The 26,714-nt window shown below is 71.4% G+C and carries 24 protein-coding genes and 1 tRNA gene; 7 read left to right on the top strand and 18 right to left on the bottom strand.

The annotated features are described in order from the left end of the window. Nucleotides 1–76 precede the first annotated feature (76 nt). From ACFYXC_RS00505 to ACFYXC_RS00485, 5 genes are all read left to right on the top strand, one after another. A complete protein-coding gene (locus ACFYXC_RS00505) occupies nucleotides 77–550 on the top strand; it encodes an Lrp/AsnC family transcriptional regulator (protein WP_388921990.1) in 474 nt (157 codons plus the stop codon). Nucleotides 551–573: 23 nt separating this feature from the next. Beyond that, nucleotides 574–1,221, top strand: coding sequence for an ABC transporter permease (locus tag ACFYXC_RS00500; protein ID WP_389545167.1), 648 nt, complete (start codon nucleotides 574–576; stop codon nucleotides 1,219–1,221). Next, nucleotides 1,214–2,545: a betaine/proline/choline family ABC transporter ATP-binding protein gene (locus ACFYXC_RS00495; protein ID WP_389545164.1), complete on the top strand. Its 1,332-nt coding sequence runs from the start codon at nucleotides 1,214–1,216 to the stop codon at nucleotides 2,543–2,545. The genes ACFYXC_RS00500 and ACFYXC_RS00495 overlap by 8 nt, the downstream gene beginning before the upstream one ends. Nucleotides 2,546–2,679: 134 nt before the next feature. Continuing rightward, entirely contained in the window at nucleotides 2,680–3,531 is an 852-nt protein-coding gene (locus ACFYXC_RS00490; protein ID WP_389545161.1) for an ABC transporter permease, read from the top strand. Further along, nucleotides 3,528–4,499 carry a glycine betaine ABC transporter substrate-binding protein gene (locus tag ACFYXC_RS00485; protein WP_389545159.1) on the top strand — a complete coding sequence of 324 codons (972 nt, stop codon included), beginning with the start codon at nucleotides 3,528–3,530 and terminating at the stop codon, nucleotides 4,497–4,499. The genes ACFYXC_RS00490 and ACFYXC_RS00485 overlap by 4 nt, the downstream gene beginning before the upstream one ends. A 22-nt stretch (nucleotides 4,500–4,521) precedes the next feature. Here ACFYXC_RS00485 and ACFYXC_RS00480 read toward each other — a convergent pair whose 3' ends face one another. The 6 genes from ACFYXC_RS00480 to ACFYXC_RS00455 all read right to left on the bottom strand — a co-directional run bounded on the left by ACFYXC_RS00480 (nucleotide 4,522) and on the right by ACFYXC_RS00455 (nucleotide 10,633). Further along, complete coding sequence (locus ACFYXC_RS00480) at nucleotides 4,522–5,322, bottom strand: S16 family serine protease (protein ID WP_388922003.1); 801 nt, start codon at nucleotides 5,320–5,322, stop codon at nucleotides 4,522–4,524. 202 nt (nucleotides 5,323–5,524) lie between these two features. After that, the gene (locus tag ACFYXC_RS00475; RefSeq protein WP_388922006.1) at nucleotides 5,525–6,166 is read right to left on the bottom strand and encodes an IclR family transcriptional regulator; all 642 of its coding nucleotides are present in this window, start codon (nucleotides 6,164–6,166) and stop codon (nucleotides 5,525–5,527) included. 399 nt (nucleotides 6,167–6,565) lie between these two features. After that, on the bottom strand, nucleotides 6,566–8,368 hold the full coding sequence (locus tag ACFYXC_RS00470) for a DEAD/DEAH box helicase (protein ID WP_388922009.1): 1,803 nt from the start codon (nucleotides 8,366–8,368) through the stop codon (nucleotides 6,566–6,568). Between the two features lie 184 nt (nucleotides 8,369–8,552). Beyond that, nucleotides 8,553–8,939, bottom strand: a complete 387-nt coding sequence (locus tag ACFYXC_RS00465) for a type II toxin-antitoxin system death-on-curing family toxin (RefSeq protein ID WP_389545154.1) — start codon at nucleotides 8,937–8,939, stop codon at nucleotides 8,553–8,555. Then, complete coding sequence (locus ACFYXC_RS00460) at nucleotides 8,940–9,137, bottom strand: Arc family DNA-binding protein (RefSeq protein WP_389546694.1); 198 nt, start codon at nucleotides 9,135–9,137, stop codon at nucleotides 8,940–8,942. It abuts the gene before it with no gap. A gap of 50 nt (nucleotides 9,138–9,187) precedes the next feature. Next, nucleotides 9,188–10,633: an MFS transporter gene (locus ACFYXC_RS00455; protein WP_389545151.1), complete on the bottom strand. Its 1,446-nt coding sequence runs from the start codon at nucleotides 10,631–10,633 to the stop codon at nucleotides 9,188–9,190. Nucleotides 10,634–10,838: 205 nt separating this feature from the next. Between ACFYXC_RS00455 and ACFYXC_RS00450 the strand changes: the two genes are divergently transcribed. Then, nucleotides 10,839–10,910: transfer RNA gene (locus ACFYXC_RS00450), tRNA-Cys, on the top strand. Between the two features lie 66 nt (nucleotides 10,911–10,976). Here ACFYXC_RS00450 and ACFYXC_RS00445 read toward each other — a convergent pair. The 11 genes from ACFYXC_RS00445 to ACFYXC_RS00395 form a co-directional block, all read right to left on the bottom strand. Beyond that, on the bottom strand, nucleotides 10,977–12,161 hold the full coding sequence (locus ACFYXC_RS00445; protein WP_389545148.1) for an SUKH-4 family immunity protein: 1,185 nt from the start codon (nucleotides 12,159–12,161) through the stop codon (nucleotides 10,977–10,979). Between the two features lie 201 nt (nucleotides 12,162–12,362). Then, complete coding sequence (locus ACFYXC_RS00440; protein WP_389545145.1) at nucleotides 12,363–12,899, bottom strand: AAA family ATPase; 537 nt, start codon at nucleotides 12,897–12,899, stop codon at nucleotides 12,363–12,365. A gap of 9 nt (nucleotides 12,900–12,908) precedes the next feature. Beyond that, nucleotides 12,909–15,218, bottom strand: coding sequence for a xanthine dehydrogenase family protein molybdopterin-binding subunit (locus ACFYXC_RS00435; protein WP_388922024.1), 2,310 nt, complete (start codon nucleotides 15,216–15,218; stop codon nucleotides 12,909–12,911). Beyond that, nucleotides 15,215–16,753, bottom strand: a complete 1,539-nt coding sequence (locus ACFYXC_RS00430; protein WP_389545142.1) for a 2Fe-2S iron-sulfur cluster-binding protein — start codon at nucleotides 16,751–16,753, stop codon at nucleotides 15,215–15,217. Before ACFYXC_RS00430 ends, ACFYXC_RS00435 begins: the two co-directional genes overlap by 4 nt. After that, the gene (locus ACFYXC_RS00425; protein ID WP_389545139.1) at nucleotides 16,750–17,643 is read right to left on the bottom strand and encodes an FAD binding domain-containing protein; all 894 of its coding nucleotides are present in this window, start codon (nucleotides 17,641–17,643) and stop codon (nucleotides 16,750–16,752) included. The genes ACFYXC_RS00430 and ACFYXC_RS00425 overlap by 4 nt, the downstream gene beginning before the upstream one ends. Nucleotides 17,644–17,920: 277 nt before the next feature. Then, nucleotides 17,921–19,591 carry a beta-N-acetylhexosaminidase gene (locus tag ACFYXC_RS00420; RefSeq protein ID WP_389545136.1) on the bottom strand — a complete coding sequence of 557 codons (1,671 nt, stop codon included), beginning with the start codon at nucleotides 19,589–19,591 and terminating at the stop codon, nucleotides 17,921–17,923. A 1-nt stretch (nucleotide 19,592) separates the two neighbouring features. After that, on the bottom strand, nucleotides 19,593–20,417 hold the full coding sequence (locus ACFYXC_RS00415) for a carbohydrate ABC transporter permease (protein ID WP_389546691.1): 825 nt from the start codon (nucleotides 20,415–20,417) through the stop codon (nucleotides 19,593–19,595). A 110-nt stretch (nucleotides 20,418–20,527) separates the two neighbouring features. Further along, complete coding sequence (locus tag ACFYXC_RS00410) at nucleotides 20,528–21,487, bottom strand: carbohydrate ABC transporter permease (RefSeq protein WP_389545133.1); 960 nt, start codon at nucleotides 21,485–21,487, stop codon at nucleotides 20,528–20,530. Between the two features lie 455 nt (nucleotides 21,488–21,942). After that, a complete protein-coding gene (locus ACFYXC_RS00405; protein WP_389545130.1) occupies nucleotides 21,943–23,256 on the bottom strand; it encodes an extracellular solute-binding protein in 1,314 nt (437 codons plus the stop codon). Between the two features lie 296 nt (nucleotides 23,257–23,552). Further along, nucleotides 23,553–23,852: a DUF3039 domain-containing protein gene (locus tag ACFYXC_RS00400; RefSeq protein WP_307539956.1), complete on the bottom strand. Its 300-nt coding sequence runs from the start codon at nucleotides 23,850–23,852 to the stop codon at nucleotides 23,553–23,555. A gap of 29 nt (nucleotides 23,853–23,881) precedes the next feature. Next, nucleotides 23,882–24,454 (bottom strand): YqgE/AlgH family protein, encoded by a 573-nt coding sequence (locus ACFYXC_RS00395; protein ID WP_388922249.1) that lies wholly within the window; start codon nucleotides 24,452–24,454, stop codon nucleotides 23,882–23,884. A gap of 252 nt (nucleotides 24,455–24,706) precedes the next feature. Between ACFYXC_RS00395 and murA the strand changes: the two genes are divergently transcribed. Next, the gene (gene murA, locus ACFYXC_RS00390; protein WP_388922043.1) at nucleotides 24,707–26,053 is read left to right on the top strand and encodes a UDP-N-acetylglucosamine 1-carboxyvinyltransferase; all 1,347 of its coding nucleotides are present in this window, start codon (nucleotides 24,707–24,709) and stop codon (nucleotides 26,051–26,053) included. A 132-nt stretch (nucleotides 26,054–26,185) separates the two neighbouring features. Here the strand turns inward: murA and ACFYXC_RS00385 are convergent, their stop codons facing one another. After that, the gene (locus ACFYXC_RS00385; RefSeq protein ID WP_007382399.1) at nucleotides 26,186–26,467 is read right to left on the bottom strand and encodes an HU family DNA-binding protein; all 282 of its coding nucleotides are present in this window, start codon (nucleotides 26,465–26,467) and stop codon (nucleotides 26,186–26,188) included. Between the last annotated feature and the right edge of the window lie 247 nt (nucleotides 26,468–26,714).

The following is a 26,714-nucleotide window of genomic DNA, read 5'->3' as shown; positions in this document are numbered from 1 at the left end:
GTTCACTGGGCAATCTGTTCAGTGGATGGCGGCTTTCGGGTGGCGTTGTGTGCAGGGTGACCATCGGGGAGGGTCTGTGGGGATCGACCGGCTGGACGGGCGGCTTCTGGTGTTGCTCGCCGAGGAGCCGCGGATCGGGGTGCTGGAGATGTCCCGGCGGCTGGGGGTCGCGCGCGGGACCGTGCAGGCGCGGCTCGACCGGCTTCAGTCGAATGGCGTCATCCGGGGGTTCGGGCCCCAGGTGGATCCCGCGGCCCTCGGATATCCCGTCACCGCCTTCGCGACCCTGGAGATCCGGCAGGGGCAAGGCGCCGACGTACGCGCGCACTTGGCGACCGTGCCCGAGGTGCTGGAACTGCACACGACCACGGGTGGCGGGGACATGCTGTGCCGGCTCGTGGCCCGCTCCAACGCCGATCTCCAGCGGGTGATCGATCGGGTTGTCGGTTTTGATGGCATCGTCCGGGCCTCCACGGCGATCGTCATGGAGAACCCGGTTCCGCTGCGGATCATCCCGCTGGTGGAGCAGGCGGCGAGGGACCACGACTGAGCGAGGGAGTGGGGTGACTGCGGGTGAACTTCTGGGACTACCTCGGCAGTCGTCATCAGCAGCTTCTCGCCGACGCCTTTCAGCATGCCAGTGCCGTGTTCCAGTGCATGGTCGCCGCGACCTTGATGGGGGTCTTCATCGGGGTCGTCACCTACCGCAGCGACTGGGCGGGGAATCTGGCCACCACGACGACCGCGACCCTGCTGACCATTCCCTCGCTCGCCATGATCGGTCTGCTGATCCCGGTGGTCGGGCTCGGGGTCCCGCCCACTGTCATCGCCCTGACGCTGTACGGGCTGCTGCCCGTCGTCCGTAACTCGATCGTCGGGCTGCGCGGGGTCGATCCGTCGCTGGTGGACGCCGCCACGGGTATCGGGATGTCGCGGCTCGCCCGGCTCGTACGGGTCGAGCTGCCGCTGGCGTGGCCGCCGATCCTGACCGGGATCCGGGTCTCCACGCAGATGCTGATGGGCATCGCCGCGATCGCCGCCTACGCCTCCGGGCCCGGGCTCGGCAATGAGATCTTCCGCGGTATCGCCTCCCTGGGCAGCAAGAACGCGCTCAACCAGGTGCTCGCGGGCACGCTCGGGATCATCGTCCTCGCGTTGCTGTTCGACGCCGCGTACGTCGCTGTCGGGCGCCTGACCATCCCGAGGGGGATCCGTGTCTGAGACACCGGCGGTGCCGGACGAGCGTGTCGGTGGCGGCAAGCCCGCCGCCACCGGAGCCACCATCCGGTTGGAGAACCTCACCAAGCGGTACGCGGGAAGCGCCGATCCCGCCGTCGACAGCGTCAACATGGAGATCAACGCCGGTGAGCTGGTCGTCTTCGTGGGGCCCTCCGGGTGCGGGAAGTCCACCACCCTGAAGATGATCAACCGGCTGATCGAGCCCTCCGGCGGGCGGATCCGCATCGGCGGCGAGGACGTCACCCACATGGACCCCGTGAAACTGCGCCGCAAGATCGGGTACGCCATCCAGTCCTCGGGGCTCTTCCCGCACATGACCGTCGCCCAGAACATCGGGCTCGTGCCGAAGATGGTCGGCTGGTCGAAGGCGCGGGTCGCGGACCGGATCGAGGAGATGCTGGATCTGGTGGGGCTCGACGCGGGCGAGTTCCACGGCCGGTATCCGCGGCAGCTGTCCGGTGGGCAGCAGCAGCGGGTGGGGGTGGCTCGGGCGTTGGCCGCCGATCCGCCCGTGTTGTTGATGGACGAGCCGTTCGGTGCCGTCGATCCCATCACGCGTGATCATCTGCAGGACGAGCTGATCCGGCTGCAGCACGAGTTGCACAAGACCATCGTCTTCGTCACGCACGACTTCGACGAGGCCATCAAGCTCGGCGACCGGATCGCGGTACTGCGGGAGCGGTCGCACATCGCGCAGTTCGACACCCCGGAGGCCATCCTCACCAACCCCGCCGACGACTTCGTGTCCGGGTTCGTGGGCGCCGGCGCCGCCCTGAAGCGGCTGAACCTGACGCGCGTACGGGATGTGGAGATCACCGACTACCCGACCGTGACCGTCGACGATCCGCTGCAGGAGATCTTCAACAAGATCAGGGCGAGCGGTACCAACGAGATCCTGCTGCTCGACCGGCGGGGGCGGCCCTACAAGTGGCTGCGCCGCGGGGATCTGATGCGCGCCCGGGGCTCGCTGGCCAGGGCCGGCACGTTGGTGAACGACACCGTGACCCGGGACGCAACACTGCGGGACGCGCTGGAGGCCGTGCTCACGGACAACGCGGGGCGGGTCGTGGTGACCGGGCGGCGCGGCGAGTACACCGGCGTGGTGGACATGGAGACGCTGATGAACTCCGTGCACGAGATGCTGGAGGCCGACCGGCTCGACGCGATGGAGCACCAGCACGAGCTGGAGGAGGCACGCACCGAGCAGACCCGGCATGAGCAGGAGGGGGAGGAGAAGGGGAAGGGGGCTGCGGGTGGCGGTCGCGGTGCTGCGGCGGGCGGCCGCGGTGGGGAGGGGAAGGCGTGAGCACTCCCGGCTCCGGCTTCCGCTCCGGCCCCGGCCCTGGCCCCGGCTCGGGCTCGGGCTCCGGGAACCGACGTAATGGCGACGGGGGCGGCCGTAAGGGCGGCGGCGGTGGTGACCGCGCGGATGTCCGGCGCGTGCGTACGGGGTCCGAAGGCGACGCCCGCGGCTCCGCCGATGCCGGTCCCGAGGCCGGGCGGGAGGCCGCTTTCGAAGGGGACCTCGCCTCAGCCGCCGCCCCGCCGCGGGCGCCCAGGTTCGGCTGGCGGAAGCTGACCTTCCTGCCTGCTGTGCTCGTCGTCGGGCTGCTCGCCACCTGGGTCTGGTTCCAGCAGGCGGACCTGGACCCGCTCTCCGAGAACGCCCTCTCGAACGGGCAGGTGTGGAAGGCGCTGCGGCAGCACGTGGAGCTGACCGTGATCTCCACGTTCTTCGTGCTCGTCATCGCGATCCCGCTGGGTGTCGTGCTGACCCGCGGCGCCTTCCGCAGAGCCACCCCGATCGTCATGACCTTCGCCAACATGGGGCAGGCGACGCCCGCGATCGGCCTGCTGGCCCTGCTGGTGATCTGGCTGGGCATCGGGCGCCGGGCGGCGCTGATCGGCATCATCGCGTACGCCGTCCTGCCGGTCCTGTCGAACACGATCGCGGGGCTGAAGGCGAACGACCCGACGCTCCTGGAGGCGGCCCGGGGCATCGGCATGTCACCGCTGGGCGTACTGGGCCGCGTCGAACTCCCCCTCGCCGTACCGCTCATCCTCGCGGGCGTCCGTACCGCGCTCGTCCTGAACGTGGGTACGGCGACGCTCGCCACGTTCGGCGGGGGCGGCGGCCTCGGGGTACTGATCACGACCGGGATCACCAACCAGCGGATGCCGGTACTGGTCCTCGGGTCGATCCTGACCGTCGCGCTGGCGCTGCTCGTCGACTGGCTGGCGTCACTGGCCGAGCTGTTGCTCAGTCCGCGTGGGCTGGAGGCGGGCTCATGAGACGACGGATTACGGGTCCGCCGGCGGTGCTGGCCCTGCTGGTGGTGGTCTCCGGGTGCGGGCTGACCAGCGGGTCGCCCATGGTCGACGACGTGAAGCCGGGATCGGTCGGGCAGGGGCGGCCGCTCGAGGGCGCCGATCTCACCGTGACCTCCAAGGAGTTCACCGAGCAGCTCGTCCTCGGCGCGATCATGGGCATCGCCTTCCAGGCGGCCGGCGCCGAGGTTCTCGACCGCACGGGCATCCAGGGGTCCATCGGCTCCCGGGAAGCGGTCAAGAACGGGGACGCGGACGCCGGTTACGAGTACACGGGCACCGCCTGGATCACCTACCTGGGCAACAGCGAGCCCATTGCGGACCCGAAGAAGCAGTGGGAGGCCGTGCGCGACGCCGACCGGAAGAACGGGCTGACCTGGCTGGCGCCGTCGAAGCTGAACAACACCTACGCGCTCGCCATGAACCAGGCCAACTTCAAGAAGCACGGCACGAGGACGCTCTCCGACGTGGCCGCCCTCGCGAAGAAGGACCCGAGGGCCGTCACGGTCTGCCTGGAGAGCGAGTTCGCCAACCGGGCGGACGGGATGCCGGGCATGGAGAGGGCGTACGGGATGGAACTGCCCGCCGGGAACATCACGCAGATGGACACCGGGATCATCTACACCCAGGTGTCCAAGGGGAGTTGCACCTACGGGGAGGTCTTCACCACCGACGGACGCATCAAGTCCATGAACCTCGCGGTGATGGCGGACGACAAGAAGTTCTTCCCCAACTACAACGCGGCTCCCCAGATCAACACGGAGACCCTGAAGAAGTATCCGGCGATCGCCGGCGTCCTGGCCCCGATCACCGAGCGGCTGGACAACGAGGTGGCCCAGGAGCTGAACGCCCGGGTCGACGTCGACGGCGAGGATCCGCACGCGGTGGCACTGGACTGGATGAAGGAGGAGGGGTTCGTGAAGGAGGGCTGAGCTTCCGGCGGCAGGACCGAGCTCAGCAGGAGGGGACCGGCCCCTTGCCCTTCTCCAGCGCCACCAACGAGCTGACCGCGCCCTTCAGGGTCGTCACCGGGATGAGGCGGAGCCCTTTCGGCAGCTCCGACTGCGCGTCCGCGCACTCCGCCTTCGGGACCAGGAAGACCGTCGCGCCGTCGCGGCGGGCGGCCTGGGTCTTGAGGGCCACTCCCCCGACCGCGCCGACCTTCCCGTCGGCGTCGATCGTTCCCGTGCCCGCGATGACTTTGCCGCCCGTGAGATCACCGCCGCTGCCGTCGCCGTCCAGCTTGTCGACGATGCCGAGGGAGAAGAGGAGCCCGGCGCTCGGACCGCCCACGTCGGCGAGTTTCAGGGAGACCTCGATGCCGTCCGACTGCTCGCCGAGGTGGTTCAGGGCCGCCGCGGTGGCGGTGTCCTGGGACTTCCTCATCTCCTCGGCGTTGTACTTCTCGATCTCCTTGACGCTGTCCCCGTTGGGGTAGACCGAGTCGCGCGGCATCACCGCACGGTCCGTACGGAACCAGCCGTCGAGCACGTCACCGAGGCCGACGTCCGCGTCCGGTCCGGTCGCCTCGATGGTCGTCATCCGCAACTGCCCGCTCGTCTCCCGGGCCTTCGCACCGGAGATCGTGATCACCGGGTCGCCCCTGTTCTCCCCGAGGACGTCCGCGGTCATCCCGGGCTGAGCCAACGAGAACGGCAACGGCACGAACACCGCCACGGCGAGCAGCGCCACGACGGGCAGCGCGCAGCCGGCAACGGCCTGAGACCGCGAGAGACGAGAGAACCAAGAGAACACGAGTTCAATCTAACGCCCACCCACCCCACTCCAAGCACCAGCCCTTTCAAGGCGCACGGGGAACGGCACAGTCTTTCCCTTCAGGGGCACGGGGAACGGCACAGCTTTTGAGGGGCGCGGGGAACGGCGCAGTCCCCTAGGGGCGCGGGGAACTGCGCAATCCTTCAGGGGCGCGGGGAACGGCGCGACCAGTCGACCGAGGTCACCGCAACGCGTCGGCAACCTCCCGCGCCGCGTCAACGACCCGCGGCCCCACCCGCTCCGGCACAGCATCCGCCAGCATCACCACCCCCACACTCCCCTCCACCCCGGTCACCCCGACCAACGCCGCCGCGGCCCCACTCGCCCCGGCCTCCAGCTCCCCGTGCGTAAGGGTGTACCCGGGCCCGTCCGGGGCCCCGGCCCGCGCGGCAAGGATCGCCTTGCCCGCCGCCCCCCGTTCCAGCGGGTGCCGGAACCCGGCGCGATAGGCCACGTGGTAGTCCGTCCACGTCGGCTCGACCACGGCGACGGCGAGCGCCTCCGTACCGTCGACCAGGGTGAGATGGGCGGTCGCCCCGATGTCCTCGGCCAGCGACCGCAGCGCGGGCAGCGCGGCCTCGCGGACCAGCGGATGCACCTGGCGGCCGAGCCGCAGCACCCCCAGCCCGACCCGGGCACGGCCGCCGAGGTCACGGCGGACGAGGGCGTGCTGCTCCAGCGTGGCGAGCAACCGGTACACGACGGTCCGGTTGACTCCGAGTTTGTTGGACAGCTCGGTGACGGTCAGACCGTGGTCGGTGTCGGCGAGCAGCTTGAGGACGCGCAGTCCCCGGTCGAGCGTCTGAGAGGTCTCCGCGGTCACGACGCCCACTCCTTAGTGGTGAGAGTCGGCGGCCCCCTACGCGGCGGATACGTCACCGGTCCCGTCGGCGACGCGCGTCAGAGGCCGCCGGTCGGCAGCGTCCCGGGCACTCCCGGGCGGGCACCGGCTGCGCTCCGCGGCGGCGCTGCCACGGGGCGTGTGCGTAGCGGGACAGTAGCGAGCCGGTTCGCTCAGCGGAAGGCTCCGTCCAGAATCCGGTCATGAGCAGGTACGGACCGCTTCCGGTTACCCAGGGTTTGATCCACCTTTGGCCGGAAGTGCGCGGCGCGGCCGTCCGGCGTGCACCACACCGGTACGGAGCGCGCACACACGCGAGCGCCGGTACCGCGACGGCACCGGCGCTCGGAAGGGGGCGTCCCCGCGGGAGACGGGCGGACGTCACCGCATGCGGGTGGCCCACTCCTGGACCTTCTCGATCCGCTGGCGCAGCTGCCCGGCGGTCGCCTCCGCACTCGGCGGTCCTCCGCACACGCGCCGCAGCTCGGTGTGGATCACGCCGTGCGGCTTGCCGCTCTGGTGGACGTACGCGCCGACCATGGTGTTGAGCTTCTTGCGCAGTTCCATCATCTCCTTGTGGGAGACCACGGGACGGCGCTCGGCGGGCAGTTCGAGCAGGTCGGCCTCGTCGTCCGGCTTCTTGCGGCTGTGCGCGATCTGCCGGGCCTGCCGCTTCTGGAGCAGGAGCTGGACCTGGTCGGGTTCGAGGAGCCCCGGGATGCCGAGGTAGTCCTGCTCCTCCTCGCTCCCCGGGTGGGCCTGCATGCCGAACTCGGCGCCGTCGTAGAGGACCCGGTCGAAGACGGCCTCGGACTCGAGCGCCTCGAAGGAGAACTGCTCCTGCTCGCCGGTGTCCTCGTCCTGCTCCTTGTTCGCCTCCTCCATCTCCTTCTCGGATTCGGCGTACGGGTCCTCCTCGCCCTGCTTCTTGGGCTTGTCGAGGGCGTGGTCGCGCTCGACCTCCATCTCGTTGGCGAAGGTGAGGAGGTCGGGGACGGTCGGCAGGAAGACGGAGGCGGTCTCGCCACGTCGCCGGGACCGTACGAAACGGCCGACGGCCTGCGCGAAGAAGAGCGGGGTCGAGATGGTGGTCGCGTACACGCCCACCGCGAGGCGGGGCACGTCGACGCCTTCGGACACCATGCGGACGGCGACCATCCAGCGGTCGTCGCTGTGGCTGAACTCGTCGATCCGCTGGGAGGCGCCCGTGTCGTCGGAGAGGACGAGGGTGGCCTTGGTGCCGGTGATCTCACGGATGAGCTTGGCGTAGGCGCGGGCCGAGTCCTGGTCGGAGGCGATGACGAGGGCACCCGCGTCCGGGATGCCCTTGCGCACCTCGGTGAGCCGCCGGTCCGCGGCCCGCAGCACGCTGGGCATCCACTCGCCGCGCGGGTCGAGGGCGGTACGCCATGCCTGGCTGACGGCGTCCTTGGTCATCGGCTCGCCGAGGCGGGCGGCGATCTCGTCCCCCGCCTTCGTACGCCACCGCATGTTGCCGCTGTAGGAGAGGAAGATGACGGGCCGCACGACACCGTCGCCGAGGGCGGAGCCGTAGCCGTAGGTGTAGTCGGCGGCGGACCGGCGGATCCCGTCGTTGCCCTCCTCGTACGCGACGAAGGGGATGGGGTTGGTGTCGGAGCGGAACGGCGTCCCGGTGAGGGCGAGTCGGCGGGTGGCGGGCTCGAACGCCTCCAGGCACGCCTCGCCCCAGGACTTGGAGTCACCGGCGTGGTGGATCTCGTCGAGGATGACGAGGGTCTTGCGCTGTTCGGAGCGGTTGCGGTGCAGCATGGGCCGCACGCCGACGCCGGCGTAGGTCACGGCGACGCCCTGATACTCCTTGCTGAGCGGGCCCGCGCTGTACTCGGGGTCCAGCTTGATGCCTATCCGCGCGGCCGCCTCCGCCCACTGCTTCTTCAGGTGCTCGGTCGGTGCGACGACGGTCACCTGCTGCACGACGTGGTGGTGCAGCAGCCACGAGGCGAGGGTCAGCGCGAAGGTCGTCTTGCCGGCGCCGGGCGTGGCGACGGCGAGGAAGTCACGCGGCTGCTCCTGGAGGTACCGCTCCATCGCCCCCTGCTGCCAGGCACGCAGCTTGTTGGCGGTGCCCCAGGGGGCCCGCCCGGGAAACGCGGGCGACAGGTGGTGCGAGGAGGTGGCACCTGCGACGGGGGAGGCGGGCACGAGGGGCCCTCCAGTGGCGGTGGCGGTGGGCGACGGGCGGGCGGTAGTCACGGTCTCCGGGGGTGGTCGAGCGGCTCGGCTACGTATGACGTGTCGGCTGGGTATGACAACCGGGCCACCCTACCGGCGCCCCACGAACGTCAACGCGCGGACGACGCGGGGCCGACACCGGATGGGACTCAGCTCACATCGCCGAGTGCAGCCCTCGCAGGCGCAGCGCGATCATCCGCACGTCCTCCAGGTCGCCGGAGGCCACCTCGATGACGAGCTTGTACGCCTCGTCCTGGTCGACGTCGAGCATCTCGGTGCCGTTGAAGTCGAGGAAGACGACCGTCGACATCCACGCCGTACGCTTGTTGCCGTCCACCAGAGGACGGTTCACGGCAAGCGACTGAAGAAGTGCCGCCGCCTTTTCGAAGAGGTCCGTGTACGCCTCGACACCGAACATCTGCGACCGGGGGCGGTGAACGGCCGAGCTGAGCAGACCCAGGTCACGCACGGCAACCTGCGTCTGCTCCCCGCACGCCAGCTCCGCCAGGTCCAGGACCTCCTGGACCGTGAGGTACTTCATCTACTCCCCCAGCCTCCGCAACAGGTCGGCGTGACCTGCCGCGTATCTGGCCCCCAGACGGCGCACGGTCGCCCGGTCCGCCTCCTGCTCCAGATACCGGTCGATCGCCTGAAGCACTATGGCGTGCATGCTGCGCCCCTCCTCTTCGGCACGCAGCTTGAGCGCCTCCTGCTGGTCGTCGCGCAGACGAAGGTTCATAGCCATACCACCATGGTACCGAAACGGGGGCCATGGTGGTACCGAAGACATCAGGCGGGTCGCAGCCGCGTGGTCACCCACGCCCCCGCCAGCGCCACCCCCGACATCGGCAGGAACACCGCCACGAAGGCGGCCGGGTGGCCGCCGGACGCCTGCGTGGCCGCATGGGCGACCGTGCCGCCGCCCAGCGCCGCGAAGGCCGCCCCGCCCGCGGCGAGCAGGACGACGTTGGAGAGGCCGTCGGATATCTGGAGGGCGGCGGAGTTGTTGCCGGCCTGGCCCGGCGCGGAGAGCTTGAGCAGCAGGACGCTGCTGGAGGAGATCACCAGGCCCATCCCGAAGCAGCCGAACGCCCAGGCCACCGCCACCGTCCACACCGGCACCCCGTCGATCAGCACGCTCGGCGCGGCGGCTATGGCGGCCGCGGTCAGCACCATGCCCAGCATCATCAGCCGCTCCCGGTACGGCTCCACGCGCGCCCTCGCCTGCACGAAGGAGCCCAGCGCCCAGGTGGCCCCGCCCGCCGCCAGCGAGAACCCGGCCATCGTCGGGGACAGCCCGCGCTCGGTGACCAGCATCAGCGGCACGAACGACTCCGCGGCGATGAAGGATCCGGCGGCCACACCGCGCAGCAGCACCACGGACGGCAGCCCGCGCGCCGCCAGGTAGGTGCCGCGCGGCAGCAGCCCGAGCACCGCCGGGACGAGCAGCGCCGCCCCCGCCACGCCCGGGACCAGGGACAGCCACCGCAGGTCCTGGGCGGCGTACTGCAGGAGGCCCGCGCCCGCGGAGATGCCGAGGGCCAGCCGGATGCGCCGCCGGTCGAAGGGCGCGGCGAGGGTCCCGTCCTCCGGTCCGGACGCCCGCCGCCGTATCTGCGGGAGCGCGAGGGCCAGCGGCAGGACGACCAGCACGGGTACGCCGACGAAGACCCAGCGCCAGCCGAGGTGCTCGGTCACCGCGCCGGCGGCGAGGGGACCGACGACGGACGGGACCACCCAGCTCGCCGCGAACGCCGCCATGATCGCCGGCCGCAGCCGTTCCGGATAGGCGCGTCCCACGACCACGTACAGCGCGACGATCACCAGGCCGCCGCCGAGACCCTGGACGGCCCGGCCCAGGATGAACAGCCACATGGTCCCGGCCGTCCCGGAGAGCAGCAGCCCCGCCGCGAACGCCCCCATCCCCGCGGTGAGCGAGCCCAGCGGGCCCGCCCGGTCCGACCACTGCCCGGCGAGGACCATGCCGAACAGGCTGGTCGTGAAGTACCCGGAGAAGGCGAACGCGTACAGCGAAATCCCGTCGAGCTCCCGCGCCGCGACGGGCATGGCCGTCCCGACGGCCGTCGCCTCGAAGGCGATCAGCAGCACGACGGAGACGATGCCGATGCTCAGCGCCCGGTGGGAACGGCTGAGGACGCCGTCCGGCGCGACGGCCCCGCCCGGTGCGCCGGGGGTGGCGGAGACACCGGTGTCGCCCGGTTCAAGGGAGGTCATTCCGCCAGCGTAAGGGGCACGACCCTCGATGACCCCTGTCGGGAGACGGTCCAGGACTGAGACCTTGGTCGTACGACCATCGCCCCTCCCCCTTCCTTTGTGAACGCGGTATGGCAGTCCCGTTGCATCCCACGCGGCCCCCTTGGCCCCGCCCTGCCCGCCCCCTACGGTCGACACATCGAGTCCGGAACACCGGACCGAGTTCGGCCGTGTGCCCGAGTGGCTTAGGGACTCGCCTGCAAAGCGAGGCACGTGGGTTCGATTCCCGCCACGGCCTCTGTCCGGATCGGGGTCGGTCGCCTTTCGGTGGCCGGCCCCGCGTCGTGGGACGGGCGGGCCGGGGTCAGAGCACGCCGCCCGCCTCGTCCTGGAACATCTGGGTCCAGTAGTGCCATTCGCCCCGCGGGGTGCTGACCGTCGGGTCGACCGTCGCCAGGGTCTGCGTCATCGTCGTGGCCAGGTGGTCGTAGGCGTCCTCGGTCAGTTCGTGGGAGAGGGACTCGTCGATCGTTCTCTCGCGGTGGAGCAGCCACAGGGTGAAGGCCAGGGTGGAGACGTCCGTGTTGAGGGCGTACAGCGTGGCGTCGGGCTCTCTCCAGTCGAGGATCGCGCCCGTCGTCCCGTCGACGACCAGGCTGTTGTCCTCGATCAGGTGGCCGAGGCGGATCAGGCGGTCGCTGTGCGCGGGCAGTTGGTCGGCCGTGAACACGTCCGGGCGCTCGTCCTCGTAGTACTCGGCGAGTGTCGGCAGCGGTACGTCCGTGTCCAGGTGGAACAGGACGCCGTCCTCGGGCAGGCCCGTCTCGCGCAGGAAGCGCCGGGTCGGCTCGTGCGCCAGCGCCGCGGGGAAGTCGACGTCCTCGAAGCGCACGACACGGCCCTGCCCGAACTCCTCGTCCAGCAGGCGGCCCGGCAGGTCGAGGGCCAGCGCCGCGTCGGCGGGCGGGCCCGCGACGAGGGCCAGCGGGCGGATCAGCGCGGCCATCCGCCAGAACGGCGGAACCTCGCCGTCGGCGCCCTCCTCGAACAGCGCGAGCAGGTGCCGCGTCATCCCCTTGACCGCCTTCGGCCCGAACCGGCCCTCGTAGGACGCGAACCGGCCGCGCCTGGCGGCCATCTCCTCCGTCGCGGCCGCGAAGTCCGTGAGCGCCGCGAGCGAGGGTGCGAGCGGGAGGCGCTCCATCAGGTCGGGGCGGTCGTCGAAGAGGCAGGACGTGGACACCTCGCCCGTCGCTCCGTCGAGCAGGATCGACTCCGTCTCCAGGCCGGCGGGGTCCCGCAGCGCGCCGATCACCAGGTGGTCGCGCAGGTCCGCGGCGAGGCCGGCCGGGTTCCCGGTCGATGCCGCCACCGTGCGCGGCCCGACCCCGTGCCCGTCCTCCCGCAGCGCCTCGAAGGTGAACAGGCCGCTGTCTGTGGGCAGTCCGGGGCCCGTCAGCCAGTGCCGGGTCGGTGGGTGCGTGACGTACGGATCCAGGGCTTCCCCGGGCAGAGTGATCGTCTTGGTGCCGGTGTCCGTCGTGCTCATCGTTCCCCCGCGCGTCGTCGTCCGCAGTCCCCCGGCAGGACCGGGCCGGGCGGCACGCACACGCCGACGTCCGGACACGCGCAGAACGGATACGCGCAGAACACCGGAAACCGGCCCGCCGCCCAGCGGTCCTCCCCCACTGCCGAGAACACTACCCGGCACCACTGACAACGCCCCGAGACCGCCCTGACCTGCGGGTTCTCAGCGGATCCGGGCCCGTTCCCGGCCCGCCAGGACGGCGTCCACCGTCCGGTCCACGGTCAGCTCGGAGGTGTCCAGCCACAGCCCGAGGCGTGGGGTGCCGGCACGCAGGCCGCCGTCGAGTTGCTCGACCGTCCACGCGCCGTACCCCGTCTTGTCCCGTCCGGCCTCCCGCTGCGCCACCGCGCCCGCGCTGGGCGCCAGCACGACGACGTACAGGGGCCGGGTCCGTACGAGTTCGGTGTACGCCGTCAGGTTCTCGCCCAGGACCACGTCCTGCACGACCGCCGTGAAGCCGGCCTGCGCGTACGCGTCCGCCGTCGCCGCCGACAGGCGGTACCGCAGCCGAAGCTGCGTCTCCGCGTCGCTCTGCGGGCCGGCTCCGGGCTCGTACTCCGCGCGGCCGCTGACGATCATCCGGCGGAACACGTCACCCCGTACGTGCGCCGCCCGCGGGAGCCGCTCGGCGAGCGCCTGCGCCACCGTGGACTTCCCGGCGGCCATGATGCCGGTGATCAGGACCACGCCGTCAAGCATCGCGGCGCGTCACTGTGTCGCCGTCACCACGGCCGCCTGCGGCCTTATCGGCAGCCTGTTGACCGGGCGCCCCGTCGCCGCCCGTACCGCGGACGCGACCGCCGCGGGGGACGTGACGACCGGCACCGCGCTGACGGCCTTGGCTCCGAAGGGCGCGACCACGTCGCGCTCCTCGACGAGCTTGACGATGCGGATGTCGGGGGCGTCGAGGGCGGTCGGCAGCGAGTACCCGGTGAGGTCCGGGTGGCGCACCAGTCCGCGCGCGGTGCGCAGGTTCTCCGTGAGGGCGGCGCCGATGCCCTGCGTGACACCGGCCTCGATCCGGGCGGTGATCTGCGCGGGGTTCAGCACGCGGCCCACGTCCTGGGCGAGCGCCAGTTCCACCACGCGTACCGAGCCGAGCTCGATGTCGACGTCGACGACCGCGCGGATCGCGCAGAAGGCCAGCCCCACGAAGGCGTCGCCCTGGCCGGCGCCGTCCAGCGGCTCGGTCGGGTGCGGACGGCACTGCGCGGTCGCCCACAGCTCCTTGCCGTCCATCGCCTCGGTGACGGTCGTCGACAGCACGCCGTCGTACGAGGTGATCTTGCCGTCGGTGATCTGGAGCAGCTCGGTGGACATCCCGAACTTGTGCGCGAGGGGCTGCAGCAGCTGCGTACGGACCATCTTGGCGGCCCGTTCGACGGCGCCGCCCGACACCCAGGTGTGCCGGCCGCGGGCGCTGGGGCCCGCGGGGGGCTGGTCGGTGTCCACGGAGGCCACGTGGACCTCTTCGATGCCGAGCGTCTCCTGGACGATCTGCCGGGCCAGCGTGGTGAAACCCTGGCCGGTCTCCACGGCCGCGCAGAGCACGGTGGCGATGCCGTCGTGGACCTTCACGGTGGCCGTCGAGACCTCGTCGGTGCCCTCGGCGCCGAGCATGTGGACCATGCCCAGGGCGTAGCCGACGCCGCGCCGCACGGCGCCCGGTTCGCCGGCGCCCTCGGGGCCGCCCGGGAGCAGCCACTCGTCCTCGGGGGTGTCCTTGGGGAGGGCGGGCAGCGGGAAGTCCTGGACGGCTTGGAGCAGTTCGGCGACGGGGGCCGGGCAGGTGACCGTCTGGCCGGTGGGAAGCACGTCCCCCGTAGCCAGCACATTGCGCAGGCGCAGCTCGGCCGGGTCGACGCCGAGCTTCTTCGCCAGCTTGTCCATCTGGGCCTCGTAGGCGGCGCACACCTGCATGGCGCCCTCGCCGCGCACGTGCCCGGAGGGCGGGTTGTTGGTGCGCACGGCCCAGCCCTCGATGAAGGCGTTCGGGACGACGTACGGGCCGCAGGCGAAGGAGACGGCGGCGGCGAGCGCCTCCGAGGAGGTGTCCGCGTACGCGCCCGCGTCGAGGAGGATCTGCGCCTCGACCTTGATCAGTCTGCCCTCGGCGTCCGCGTGGTGGCGGTAGCGCAGCAGCGTGGGGTGCCGGTGGACGTGTCCGAGGAAGGATTCTTCGCGCGTCGCGGTCAGTTTGACCGGACATCCCGTCTTCAGGGCGAGCAGGCCCAGGGGGAGCTGGAAGCCCTGGTCCTCGCGGTCGGCGGTGGCGCCGGGCACGCCGGTGACGACGACCTTCACGCGTTCGGGTTCCAGGCCGTAGCAGGCGGCGGCCGTGTCCCGGTCGGTGTGCGGGTCGGTGGACGCCACGTAGAGCTCGACGCCGCCGTCGGGGCGGGGCACGGCGAGTCCGGCCTCGGCGCCGATCGGGGCCGGGTCCTGGCGGCCGATGCGGTACAGGCCCTCGACGACGATGTCACCGGCCGCGTCCGGGTCGCCGTGGCGCAGCGGGATGTGGCGGATGAGGTTGCCGTCCGGGTGCAGGGGTTCGGCCTCGAACGCCTGCTCCGGGTCGGTCACCGGGTCGAGGACCTCGTACTCGACGATGACGGCGGCGGCGGCCATGCGCGCGGTGTCGGGGTGGTCAGCGGCGACGGCCGCGATGGCCTCTCCGTGGTGGCGTACGACCTCGGAGGCGAACACCGGACGGTCGGGCCTGCCGCGGCCCAGGAGCGCGGTTCCGGGCACGTCCTCGTGGGTGATGACGGCCCGTACGCCGGGCATCTCGCGCGCGTGGGTGGTGTCGACGGACAGGATGCGCGCGTGCGGGTGCGGCGATCTCAGGACGGCCGCCCACAGCAGTCCCTCGGCCCACAGGTCCGCCGCGTACGGGAAGGTGCCCTCCGTCTTGGCGCGGGCCTCCGCGGACGGCAGGGACACGCCGAGGCCGTGCGGGGGCGGCTCCGGAGCGGCACCGGGCTGCGCGGTGGTCGCGGTGGCGGTGTCGTTGCTCACGCCTGGCCTCCGTCCTGGCCGTACGGCTGCTCGTGGGGCTGGTGGGGCTCGAACGCGGACGGATTGACGCCTCCGGCGCCGGGGCCCGCCTGGTGCGGGATACGGGCCTCGTCGCCGTCCCCGGCGCTCTCCGCGGCCGTGTGGGCCTCGCGCTCGGCCACGACGTCGCGTACGGCGTCCAGGACGCCCCGGTAGCCGGAGCAGCGGCACAGGTTGCCGCACAGCGCCTGGCGGGTCTCCAGCTCGGTCGGTGCCGGATTGCCCTCAAGGAGGTCGTGGACGGTCATGGCCATGCCGGGGACGCAGAAGCCGCACTGGACGGCGCCGCACTTGGCGAGCGCCCGCTGGACGTCCGAGGGCTGCCCGTCGGCGGCGAGCCCTTCGACGGTGCGGACCTCGCTGCCGGCCGCGGTCACGCCGGGCACCAGGCAGGACGCCACGAGCCGCCCGTCCACCTGCACGTTGCAGGCGCCGCACTCGCCCTGCGAGCAGCCGTCCTTGGCGCCCGCGAGGCCGAGCCGCTCGCGCAGTACGTACAGCAGGGATTCACCGATCCAGGCGTCGGTCACGGGCCGTTCGACGCCGTTCACCCGCAGGACGTACGAGGCGAGGGGGTGGTCGTTGTGCGGCGGGACGCCCTGGGAGTCGTCGGCGGGTTCCCCGTCGGCGCCGGTGTCCGTGGCGTCCGCGCCCTGTTCGTCCGGCTCCTGCGAAGCGGCCGCTTCCGGCGCGTCCTCGGAGCCGTCCGCGAACTCCCCGCGGCCTTGCTCCTGGTGGTCGTGGCGGGCCGGGGCCGGCTCGTCGTGCCCCGGATCGCGCTCCACGGAGACGGCGATCTCGTCGGCGTGCTCTCCGGAGACGTCGATGATCTCGGCGGCGCCGTGTCCCGCGGAGGGCTGCCCGGGGCCGCCGTGCCCGTCCCGGGGCGCGGTCCCGTCGGCGGGCTGCTGGGCCCAGGGCTCGTCGGCCCAGGGCGCCGCCGCCCCGCCCGGCAGCGTGGCGGGCGGGTTCCCGCCGCCCCACTGCTCGACCAGCGCGGACGTGGTGAACTCGCCGGACTCGTCCGGCAGGTCCCCGTCGGCGACCGGAATGGACCACTGCCCGGTCACGTCGTGTCCGGGCGCGCCCTGACCGCCCTGGCCGTCCTGTGCGGGCTGGTCGAAGGTCCACTGGCCCGTGGTGCCCGGCCGGTACGCGAAGGAGTCCTGGGCGGGCTCCCGGTGCTCCTCGGGCAGGGCGTTCGGGTCGGGCCACCGCACGTCTCCCGGCTGCCCGGGGCCGGCCGCCTCGGGCGGCAGGGCCCAGGAGCCGGTGGACGGGTCGGTGTCGGCGCCCGGGGCGGGCGTCACCGTGATCTGCGGCGGTACGTAGCCGTGGCCGGGCGCGGCGAGCGGTGAGTCCGCGAGGAGGGCGTCGATGCCGCCTTCGGGGAGCTCGACGAAGGCGGTGGCGCCGTCGTCGTAGTCGCCCTGGGGCAGCGGGTCCCAGCGGCTCCCCGCCTGGGGCGTGCCCTCTCCGTGCTGGTCGTCGGTCACGACAGTGCCCTCCCCAGTGCTCGTCGGGCCAGCGCGGCGACGGTGCGCCGCAGGTGCAGTACGGCGGGCGGCAGCGGCGGTACGGAGCCGTCCTCGGCGGGGGCCGGATCGGGGATGCAGGCCGCGGCGACGTACTCCCCGAAGGCGGCCAGCGCCTCGGGCACGATCGCGCGGTTGTTGTCCCAGTCGATCAGCGAGGCGACCCACTGCTCGGCGTCCAGGGGCCGCAGCGGCATGGGCGCTATGGCACCCACGGCGCACCGCACTCCGCGCCGGGCGGGGTCCAGGACGAGCGACACGGACGCGATGGCGCGCCCGGGGCCGGTCCGTCCGGTCGCCTTCAGGAAGACCTGCGGCGCGTGCAGCAGCGGCACGCGCACGTAGCCGATGAGTTCACCGCCGCGGAGCATCTCCATGCCCGCGAGCAGGTGCGAGACGGGGATCTCGCGGCGGGCGCCGCCCGGGCCTGCGACGATGAGGGTCGCCTCCAGGGCGGCCAGCACCGGAAGCGCGTCCCCGGTGGGGCTCGCCGAGGCGATGTTGCCGCCCAGGGTGCCCGCGTTGCGGATCTGCGGTGGTCCCGCGGCCCGCGCGGCGGCCGCGAGGGCGGGGATGAGCGCGGCGAAGTCGGGACGCCCCATACGGGCGTGCGTGAGGCCCGCGCCGAGGAGCGCGTGGCCGTCCTGGTACTGCCAGCCGCGGATCTCGCTGATCCGGCCGAGGCCGACGAGCGCGGCGGGCCTGAGCTGCCCGGAGTTGACGGCGGCCATGAGGTCGGTGCCGCCGGCCACGGGAACGGCGGCGGGCATGGCGGCCAGCGCCGCCACGGCCTCGTCGAGTGAGGCGGGCAGCGTCACGGCCTGCGCCGCCTGCGGTGCGTGCGTGGTCAAACCGGCTGCCCCTTCCCGCTGCCCCACCTGGTCCCACCTGTGTTGCCGTACGGTACGTGCTGACAGGGCGGACGTGGCAACTCTGGCACATCTTCCCCGTTCCCCGACGCGGGGGTCCGCTAGGAGGCATTCCTACCCGCCATCAGCGGATGGTCCGTTTTCGCACCACATCGCCCGTCAGCGTGAATTGACAGTTTTCGATGTCCATTGGGGTCCTTTCTCCGCAGGGGCCACCGTCCCAGCCGGCCGCGTCGGGCGACACCCTCCGAGAGCGGCCTCACACGTTCGGGGGCGGTCCCTCGATCGGGCGTCCGAGCACTCCGGGGCGCCGCTGCCACGGCAACGGCCCGGCGGGTGGCCGGTAGGCGACCCCCAGGGCGTCAAGTCGCGGGTAGTGGGCGGTCATCCGCCGCTCGAAGTCGGCGAAGTCGCGTTCCGCGGGCGCCGGCAGGGTGCTCCAGGCGACCTCCGCGAGGGCCACGAGCCGCGGGAACGCCTGGTAGTCCACGCGGGCCCGGTCCTCCATCACCTCGGTCCACAGGTTGGCCTGGGTACCGAGCACGTGCCGCGCCTGAGCGGGCGTCAACTCCGGGGGTACGGGCTCGAAACGGTAGACGTCCTCCAGGGTCCGCACGAAACCGATGGGCACCGGCTCGTCCGGGCCGTCGGCCTGGCGGTGGTCCAGGTAGACCTGCTGCTCGGGGCACATGACGACGTCGTGGCCCGCCCGCGCGGCCGTGATGCCGCCCCGGTAGCCGCGCCACGAGGAGACGGCGGCGCCGGGGGCGAGCCCGCCCTCCAGGATCTCGTCCCAGCCGATCAGCCTGCGTCCTCGCGCGGTGAGCCAGTGGTCGAAGTGGCGGATGAACCAGGACTGCAGCCCGTCCTCGTCCGCGAGGCCCAGTTCGCTGATCCGTGCCTGTGCGGAGGGGGACGCCTGCCACTGGTCCTTGGCGCACTCGTCGCCGCCGACGTGGATGAACTCCGAGGGGAACAGGCCGAGGAGTTCCTCGAAGACGCCCTCGTAGAAACGGAGGGCGTTGTCAGTGGGGGCGAGTACGTTTTTCGAGACGCCCCAGGTGTCCCAGACGGAGAGGGAGAGCGTGTCGACGACATCGGCGTTGCCGAGTTCCGGATATGCGGCGATGGCCGCCTGCGAGTGCCCTGGGATGTCGATTTCGGGGACGACCGAGATATGCCGCTCGGCGGCGTACGCGACGATCTCGCGGATGTCGTCCTGCGTGTAGAAGCCCCCGTGCGGCTTCTCCTCCCACAACGGCGAGGCCCGATGGCCGAATTTGGTGCGCGCCCGCCATGACCCGGTCTCCGTGAGCTTCGGATACCGCTTGATCTCGATGCGCCAGCCCTGGTCGTCCGTGAGGTGGAAGTGGAAGACGTTCAGCTTGTGCGCGGCCATCAGGTCGAGATGGCGCAGGACGCCGTCCTTCGGCATGAAGTGCCGCGAGACGTCGAGCATGCAGCCGCGCCAGCCGAATCGGGGGGCGTCCTCGATGGTCAGGTGCGGGACGGTGTGGGTGGCTCCCGGGCGGACGGGAGCGCGCCGGAAGGCGTCCGGGCCAATGAGCTGACGCAGTGTCTGCGCGCCCCAGAACACTCCGGCCGGGTCACCGCCCCTGATCTCGACGCCCCGTTCGGCGTCGGCGTCGAGTACGTACGCCTCCGGCCGCAGGGACTCGTCGATGAGCAGCCGCACGCGGTCCGGGGTGTTCCGCGCGCCCCGCGCCCTGTCGGCGCCCGGTGGCAGCGGAAGTCCGAGGGCGGGGCCGAGGGTGTGGCGCAGCCAGCGTTCGGCGGTGCCCGTGCCGGGCCCGCCCCACAGGGTGGTGTCCGCGCCGAGCGGGACGCCCGGGCGCGCGGACTCCCGTACGGAGCGGGGCGCCGGGATCACGCCGGGCGACGCCGGGCTCTCACGTGTCGCGTCGTTCACGTCAGTCCTTCACCGCGCCGCCCAGTCCGGAGACCAGGCGCCGCTGCACGAGTACGAAGAAGATCAGCACCGGGATCGTCATCACCGTGGATCCGGCCATCACGCCGCCCCAGTCCGGGTCGTCGGGCTTGTAGAAGACGAGGAGGGCCATCGGCAGCGTCGACTGCGAGGTGTCGCTGATGATGAAGGACTTGGCGAACAGGAAGTCGTTCCAGGCGGAGATGAAGGAGAACACGCTGGTGGCGACGAGTCCCGGAAGGACCAGCGGGAAAAGGATCTGCCACAGGAACCGGGTGCGGCTCGCCCCGTCGATGTAGGCGGCTTCCTCCAGCGCCTCGGGAACGGCCTTCACGAATCCCCGCAACATCCAGATCGCGAAGGGCAGCGAGAAGGCGATGTGGGGCAGGATCAGCGCGCCCAGGGTGTTGAGCTGCCCGAAGTCCCGCATCTGGAAGAAGAGGGGAATCGTCAGCGCCTCGATGGGCACCATCTGCGCGATCAGGAACATGATCAGCAGGGTGGTGCGGAAACGGAAGCGGAATCGGGTCACGGCGGTCGCCGCGAGAAACGCGATGAGCGCCGAGACGGCGACCACGGTGACCGCCACGATCAGGCTGTTGAGAAAGTACCGGCCGAATTCCTGCTGCCCGAAGACGCGCCGGAAGGAATCCAGTGAGGGGGAGAGCGTCCAGGGCCGCGGGCTGGTCGACTCGATCTCCCCGGCCGGTTTGAAGGCGCTGAGCACCATCCAGTAGAGGGGAAATGCGACGACCGCCGCCACCAGCAGCGCCGAGATCTCCGCGGCGAGCCGCCAGGGCCGCCGCACGGAACGGCGTACGAGATGTCGTACGAATCCCGGGGGCCGGGTGGAGCGTGCGGGAGAAGGGGTTTTCGCGGAACTCGCCGCTGTCACGGAATGACCGGACGTCACCGAACTCACAGTTCTTCCCCCTGCCTTCGCAGCAGCCTCAGATAGACGAGCGTGACCGCCAGCAGGATCAGCAGCATCACCACTCCGATCGCCGACCCGAGGCTGTACTGGGAGGACGCGAAGGCTTTTTGGTAGGCGTACACGTTCAGGACGAGGTTCTGGCCGGCGATACCGCCGCCGTTCGTCATCACGTAGATCTGCGTGAAGACCTTGAAGTCCCAGATCACCGACTGGATGGTGACGACGACGAGGATCGGGCGGAGCATCGGCGCCAGCACCGAGCGCCAGATCCGCCACTGGGAGGCGCCGTCGAGGGAGGCGGCCTCCAGGACCTCGGAGGGCACGGCGCGGATACCGGCGTACACCGTGACCATCACGAACGGGAAGGAGCACCACACCACTTCGAGCAGGACCAGGGCGAAGGCGCTGAAGCGGTCGTACGTCCAGGAGTGGTCGCCGAGTCCCAGGACCCGGTTGACCGGCCCGAAGTCGGGGTCGAACAGCAGCAGCCACACCGTCGACCCGGTGACCGCGGGGGTCGCCCACGCGCCGAGCGCGGCCAGCATCAGGGCGAGTCGCGGCACGGCACGGACACGTGTCAGGAGGACGGCGAGCGCGCAGCCGACCGCCAGGGTCGACACGACACACGCCGCCGCGAACACCACGGTGGCCAGCAGCACCTGCCAGAACTGCTCGTCCCGGAAGAGCGTCGCGTAGTTCCCGAAGCCCTGGAAGGTCGTCGGCTCCCCGCCGCTGACCTGGGCCTGCGTGTACTCCAGGAAGGAGATCAGCCCGAGCTGGTAGACGGGGTAGACGAGCAGCCCGCCAATGACGACGAGCGCGGGGGCGAGGTAGAGCCAGGGCGTCCAGCCGCCGCGGGCGAGCGGGGACCTGCGCCCCGGCCCGCCGCCACCGCGGCCCGCCCGGGGCCCTTGACGTGCGGCCCCGGACGTCGCGCTCTTCACCGGCTCGGTCCCGGCGGCCGGCCGTCCCGCCGCCGCAACCGACAAGGCCACCCCGGGAACAGCCGGTCCAGAGACACCGGGTCCAGTGGCACCCGGTCCAGAGACACCGGGTCCACTGGCACCCGGTCCGGGGACAGCCAGCCCTGAGACACCCGGCCCGGGAACAGCCGCCCCAGAGACAGCCGACCCAGAGACGCCCGGTCCGGGAGCAGCCGGCCCAGAGGCACCCGGCTCGGGAGCAGCCGGCCCAGGGGCACCCGGCCAGGACGCGGCGGCCGGCCCGGAGGCGGCACCCGGTCCGGAGGCGGTGGCCTGGTCGGATTCCGGGAGGCCGGGCGGTGTTCCCGCCATCCCGGGCCGGCCGGCCGCCGCGGGTGTCCGCTCGGCGCCGGGCGGCGGGACGGGTCCCGGCAGGCCACGGTTCGTCATCCGGCTCATCCTGCGGAGCACCCCGCTCATCCCGCGGAGCTGAACGCGGCGTTCATCTTCTTGGCCGCGTCCTTGGAGGCGGCCGCCACGTTCTTGCGTCCGCTGACGACCTCCTGGAACATCGTCGGCAGGACCAGGGACGCGTCGATCTGCGACCAGGCGGGCGAGGCCGGGACGAACTTGGCGCCGGCGCCGAGGGTCTTCACGAAGGGCTCGACGAACGGCTCACGCTTCGCCACGTCCTGGCGCACGTCCGTGAACGTCGGCAGGAAGCCCATCGCGTCGAACAGCGCCCCCTGTGTCTTCTTCCCCGCGAGCTGCTCCATCAGGTCGACGGCGAGCGTGCGGTGCGAAGTGCTGTTCAGTACGCCGAGGTTGTTGCCGCCCGCGAACGCGGGAGCGATGTCACCCGACTTCACCCCCGGCAGCGGTACGACGGCGTACTTGCCCTTGACCTTGCCCGCCTCGATCGCCGCGTGGCTGAAGTCGCCGCCGATGGCCATGCCGGCCTTGCCGGAGGCGAACGCCGTGACGGTGTCGTTGCCGCCCATGCCCGCGCACTTGTCGGCCGGACAGTTGTCGTCGCCGAAGAGCGAGGTGTACGCCTTGATGCCCTTCTGGGCCTGCGGCGCGTCGATCGTCGAGGCGTACGAGCCGCCCTTGCCCTGGGCTATCTCGCCGCCGTTGGCCCAGATGAACGGCATCGCGCCGTAGGTGTACGCGCCGCCGACCGCGAGGCCGTACAGGTCCGGCTTGGCCTGCCGGATCTCCTTGGCCGTGCTGATCAGCTCGTCCTGCGTCTTCGGTACGTCGAGGCCCAGCTCGTCGAAGATGTCGGTGCGGTAGTAGAGGGCGCGGACGCCGACGAAGTACGGGGCGCCATAGATCTTGCCGTCGACCGTGACGGACTGCTTGGCGGTCGGGTCGGTGTCCTTGGACTCGCTCCAGTCCGTGAACTCCTCGGTGACGTCCGCGAGCCCGCCGTCCTTGACGTAGCCGGCGGTGTCCGTGTTGCCGTACTCGATGAGGTCGGGCGCGCTCTTGGGGTCGTTGAAGGCGGCCTTGATCTTCTCGGCGCGGGTCTCGACGGGGATGTACTGGACGTCGACCTTCGTGCCCTCGTGGGACTTCTCGAAGGCGGTGACGACCCGGTCGACGACCTTCTCCTTCGGCGCGTTGCCGACCTCCTGGAAGAGCCACACGCGCAGGGTGCCGCTCTTCTCGTCCTTGCCACCGGAGTTGTCGGAGGACTCCGGTGCGCAGGCGGTCGCCGTGAGTCCGGCGACGACGAGCGCGGCGATCGGGGCGGCCATTCGGGCAGAGAGCTGGGCGAGCTTCATGAGGGCGTCCTCCGGGGGCGCGTTGCAGCACGTGCAATGGTGGTTTTGCGCTGCACAACACACGGGAGGCTATGGAGTACATGAACATGCCCACAAGAGGTCTCAACCAGTCTGTGACCGGCTGAAGCACTCCATGCAACGGCCCGTCGGGACAAAGGCCCCGGATACGGCGAGAGCGCACACGACTCGGCCGCGGCACCCCGCACCGGGGCACCGCGGCCGTCCTGCGTCCACGCGGCGCACCGCACCCCCACGGCGTCGCGGGGCGCGGCGGGCCCGTGAGGCCACCGGGGACGCTACTTGTCGCCGCCCTTGCCCTTGCCGTCGTCGCCGCCGGAGCCCATGGACTCGTAGATCTCCTTGCACATGGGACACACGGGGTACTTCTTCGGGTCCCGGCCCGGGACCCACACCTTGCCGCAGAGCGCGACGACGGGCGTGCCGTCGAGCGCGCTCGCCATGATCTTGTCCTTCTGGACGTAATGGGCGAAGCGCTCGTGGTCCCCGTCGCCGTGCGACGTCTGCGGCGTCGGCTCTACGAGGGTCCCCGTCCCAGTGCCTCGCTGGGGCTGGGTCTCAGGCTCAAGAGTGCTCATAAACGCAAGAGTACTGAAGGTGGGGGGCATCAGTTGAGCGAAGGGTCGTCCGGGTACGTGGCCACCATCGCCAGCTCGTTGCGCTGACGGCGCAGCACCTCGCGCCACAGCCGTTCCGGAGCGGGCGAGGACACGTCACCGGGCTCGGACTCGACGACGTACCAGGCGCCCTCGACGAGTTCGTCCTCGAGTTGACCGGGGCCCCAGCCGGCGTACCCCGCGAAGATCCTGAGCGAGCCGAGCGCCGAGGCCAGCAGCTCCGGCGGCGCCTCCAGGTCCACGAGCCCTATCGCGCCGTGCACCCGGCGCCAGCCGAGCGGCGCGCGCTCCCCGGAGGCGCCGCCCGGGATCACCGCGACCCCCAGCGCCGAGTCCAGCGAGACCGGTCCGCCCTGGAACACCACCCCGGGCTCCACCGCGAGGTCCGCCCAGCCCGCGAGGATGTCGCCCACGTCCACCGGCGTGGGGCGGTTGAGGACGACGCCCAGCGAGCCCTCCTCGTCGTGGTCGAGGAGCAGCACCACCGCGCGGTCGAAGTTGGGGTCCGCCAGGGCGGGTGTGGCCACGAGCAGCCGCCCTGTGAGCGAGGACACCTCGGTCATGCCAGACATGATCTCGCATCTTCCCCGCGCGGGGGGAGCCAATACCCGTACCGGGGTGAATGCAGCTCAGGGCTCACGGGAGCAGGTGGAGCGCACGGCCGCCACCGGTGACCCGGCGTGCCCGATTAGGCACGGTTCGTGTTGTGGCAAAGCTATGACGTCCCTGAGGACCCCTCGGGCTTACTCAAGGGGGGTGGGCGGCCATTACGCTTGCTTCTTCGCCCCTGTCCCACCAACCGGAACGCGAGATACATGACCGTCAACGGCTCAGACGACGTACTCCTTGTCCACGGCGGAACCCCGCTCGAGGGCGAGATCCGTGTCCGCGGTGCGAAGAACCTCGTACCGAAGGCCATGGTCGCCGCGCTGCTCGGCAGTGCTCCGAGCCGGCTGCGCAACGTCCCGGACATCCGTGACGTGCGGGTCGTGCGCGGCCTGCTGCAGCTGCACGGGGTGACGGTCCGGCCGGGCGAGGAGCCGGGCGAGCTCATCATGGACCCGTCGCACGTGGAGAGCGCCAACGTCGCGGACATCGACGCGCACGCGGGTTCGTCGCGTATCCCGATCCTCCTGTGCGGTCCGCTGCTGCACCGCCTCGGGCACGCGTTCATCCCGGGTCTGGGCGGCTGCGACATCGGCGGCCGGCCGATCGACTTCCACTTCGAGGTGCTGCGGCAGTTCGGCGCGACGATCGAGAAGCGCGCGGACGGGCAGTACCTGGAGGCTCCGCAGCGGCTGCGCGGCACGAAGATCCAGCTGCCGTACCCGTCGGTCGGCGCGACCGAGCAGGTGCTGCTGACCGCCGTCCTCGCGGAGGGCGTCACGGAGCTCTCGAACGCGGCGGTCGAGCCGGAGATCGAGGACCTGATCTGCGTCCTGCAGAAAATGGGCGCGATCATCGCGATGGACACCGACCGCACCATCCGCGTCACGGGCGTCGACAAGCTCGGCGGCTACACCCACGCGGCTCTGCCGGACCGTCTGGAGGCCGCCTCGTGGGCGTCCGCGGCGCTGGCGACCGAGGGCAACATCTACGTCCGCGGCGCCCAGCAGCGCTCGATGATGACGTTCCTGAACACCTACCGGAAGGTGGGCGGTGCCTTCGAGATCGACGACGAGGGCATCCGCTTCTGGCACCCCGGCAGCCAGCTCAAGTCGATCGCGCTGGAGACGGACGTCCACCCGGGCTTCCAGACGGACTGGCAGCAGCCCCTGGTCGTCGCCCTCACGCAGGCCACGGGCCTGTCCATCGTCCACGAGACGGTGTACGAGTCCCGGCTCGGCTTCACGTCGGCGCTGAACCAGATGGGCGCGCACATCCAGCTCTACCGCGAGTGCCTGGGCGGCTCCCGCTGCCGTTTCGGCCAGCGCAACTTCCTGCACTCCGCGGTCGTGTCCGGCCCCACGAAGCTCCAGGGCGCCGACCTGGTCATCCCCGACCTGCGCGGCGGTTTCTCGTACCTCATCGCGGCGCTGGCGGCCCAGGGCACGTCCCGCGTCCACGGCATCGACCTGATCAACCGCGGCTACGAGAACTTCATGGAGAAGCTGGTCGAACTGGGCGCGAAGGTCGAACTGCCGGGCAAGGCGCTCGGCTGACGGTCCGCGACCGACGGCTCACGGCCCACGGCTCGCTCGCGGTACGTACGCGATGGGGCGGTCACCCGACTCGGGTGACCGCCCCATTGGCGTTGCTCAGCCTCGTACGTCCCCGCGGGACCTACCGGAAGGCTACTTGCCCTTGGCGGCTTCCTTGAGCTTGCTGCCCGCGGAGACCTTCACGCTGTAGCCGGCCGGGATCTGGATCGGGTCGCCGGTCTGCGGGTTGCGCGCGGTGCGAGCGGCACGGTGGGTGCGCTCGAAGGTCAGGAAGCCGGGGATGGTGACCTTCTCGTCGCCCTTGGCGACGATCTCGCCGACGGTCTCGGCGAAGGCGGCCAGAACGGCGTCGGCGTCCTTGCGGGTCACCTCGGCACGGTCGGCCAGGGCGGCCACCAGCTCACTGCGGTTCATGTCGTTACTCCCGTGTTCTTCTTGCCGTTGAGGCGTGCCACGCGGCGGAGCCGCATCTCGGGCACGTCAAGCCGATGCTGCCAGGGTCCTCGGCGGTCCCCGGACCCGGGTCCGTGGCCGGACCCTCGCGCCCGAAGACGCATCCTGCCCCCACCTGCGGCGGGAAAGCCAATCCGGCACCCCTGGGAGTCACACGAAAAGCGCCACGGCCTCGAAATGGTGACGCTCCGTCCACTCCCGGCAGCGG

This window comes from Streptomyces sp. NPDC002701 (assembly GCF_042889045.1).
GTDB lineage: Bacteria > Actinomycetota > Actinomycetes > Streptomycetales > Streptomycetaceae > Streptomyces.
Note: the sequence above shows the minus strand (reverse complement) of the source record. Positions and strands in the feature narration are given on the sequence as shown.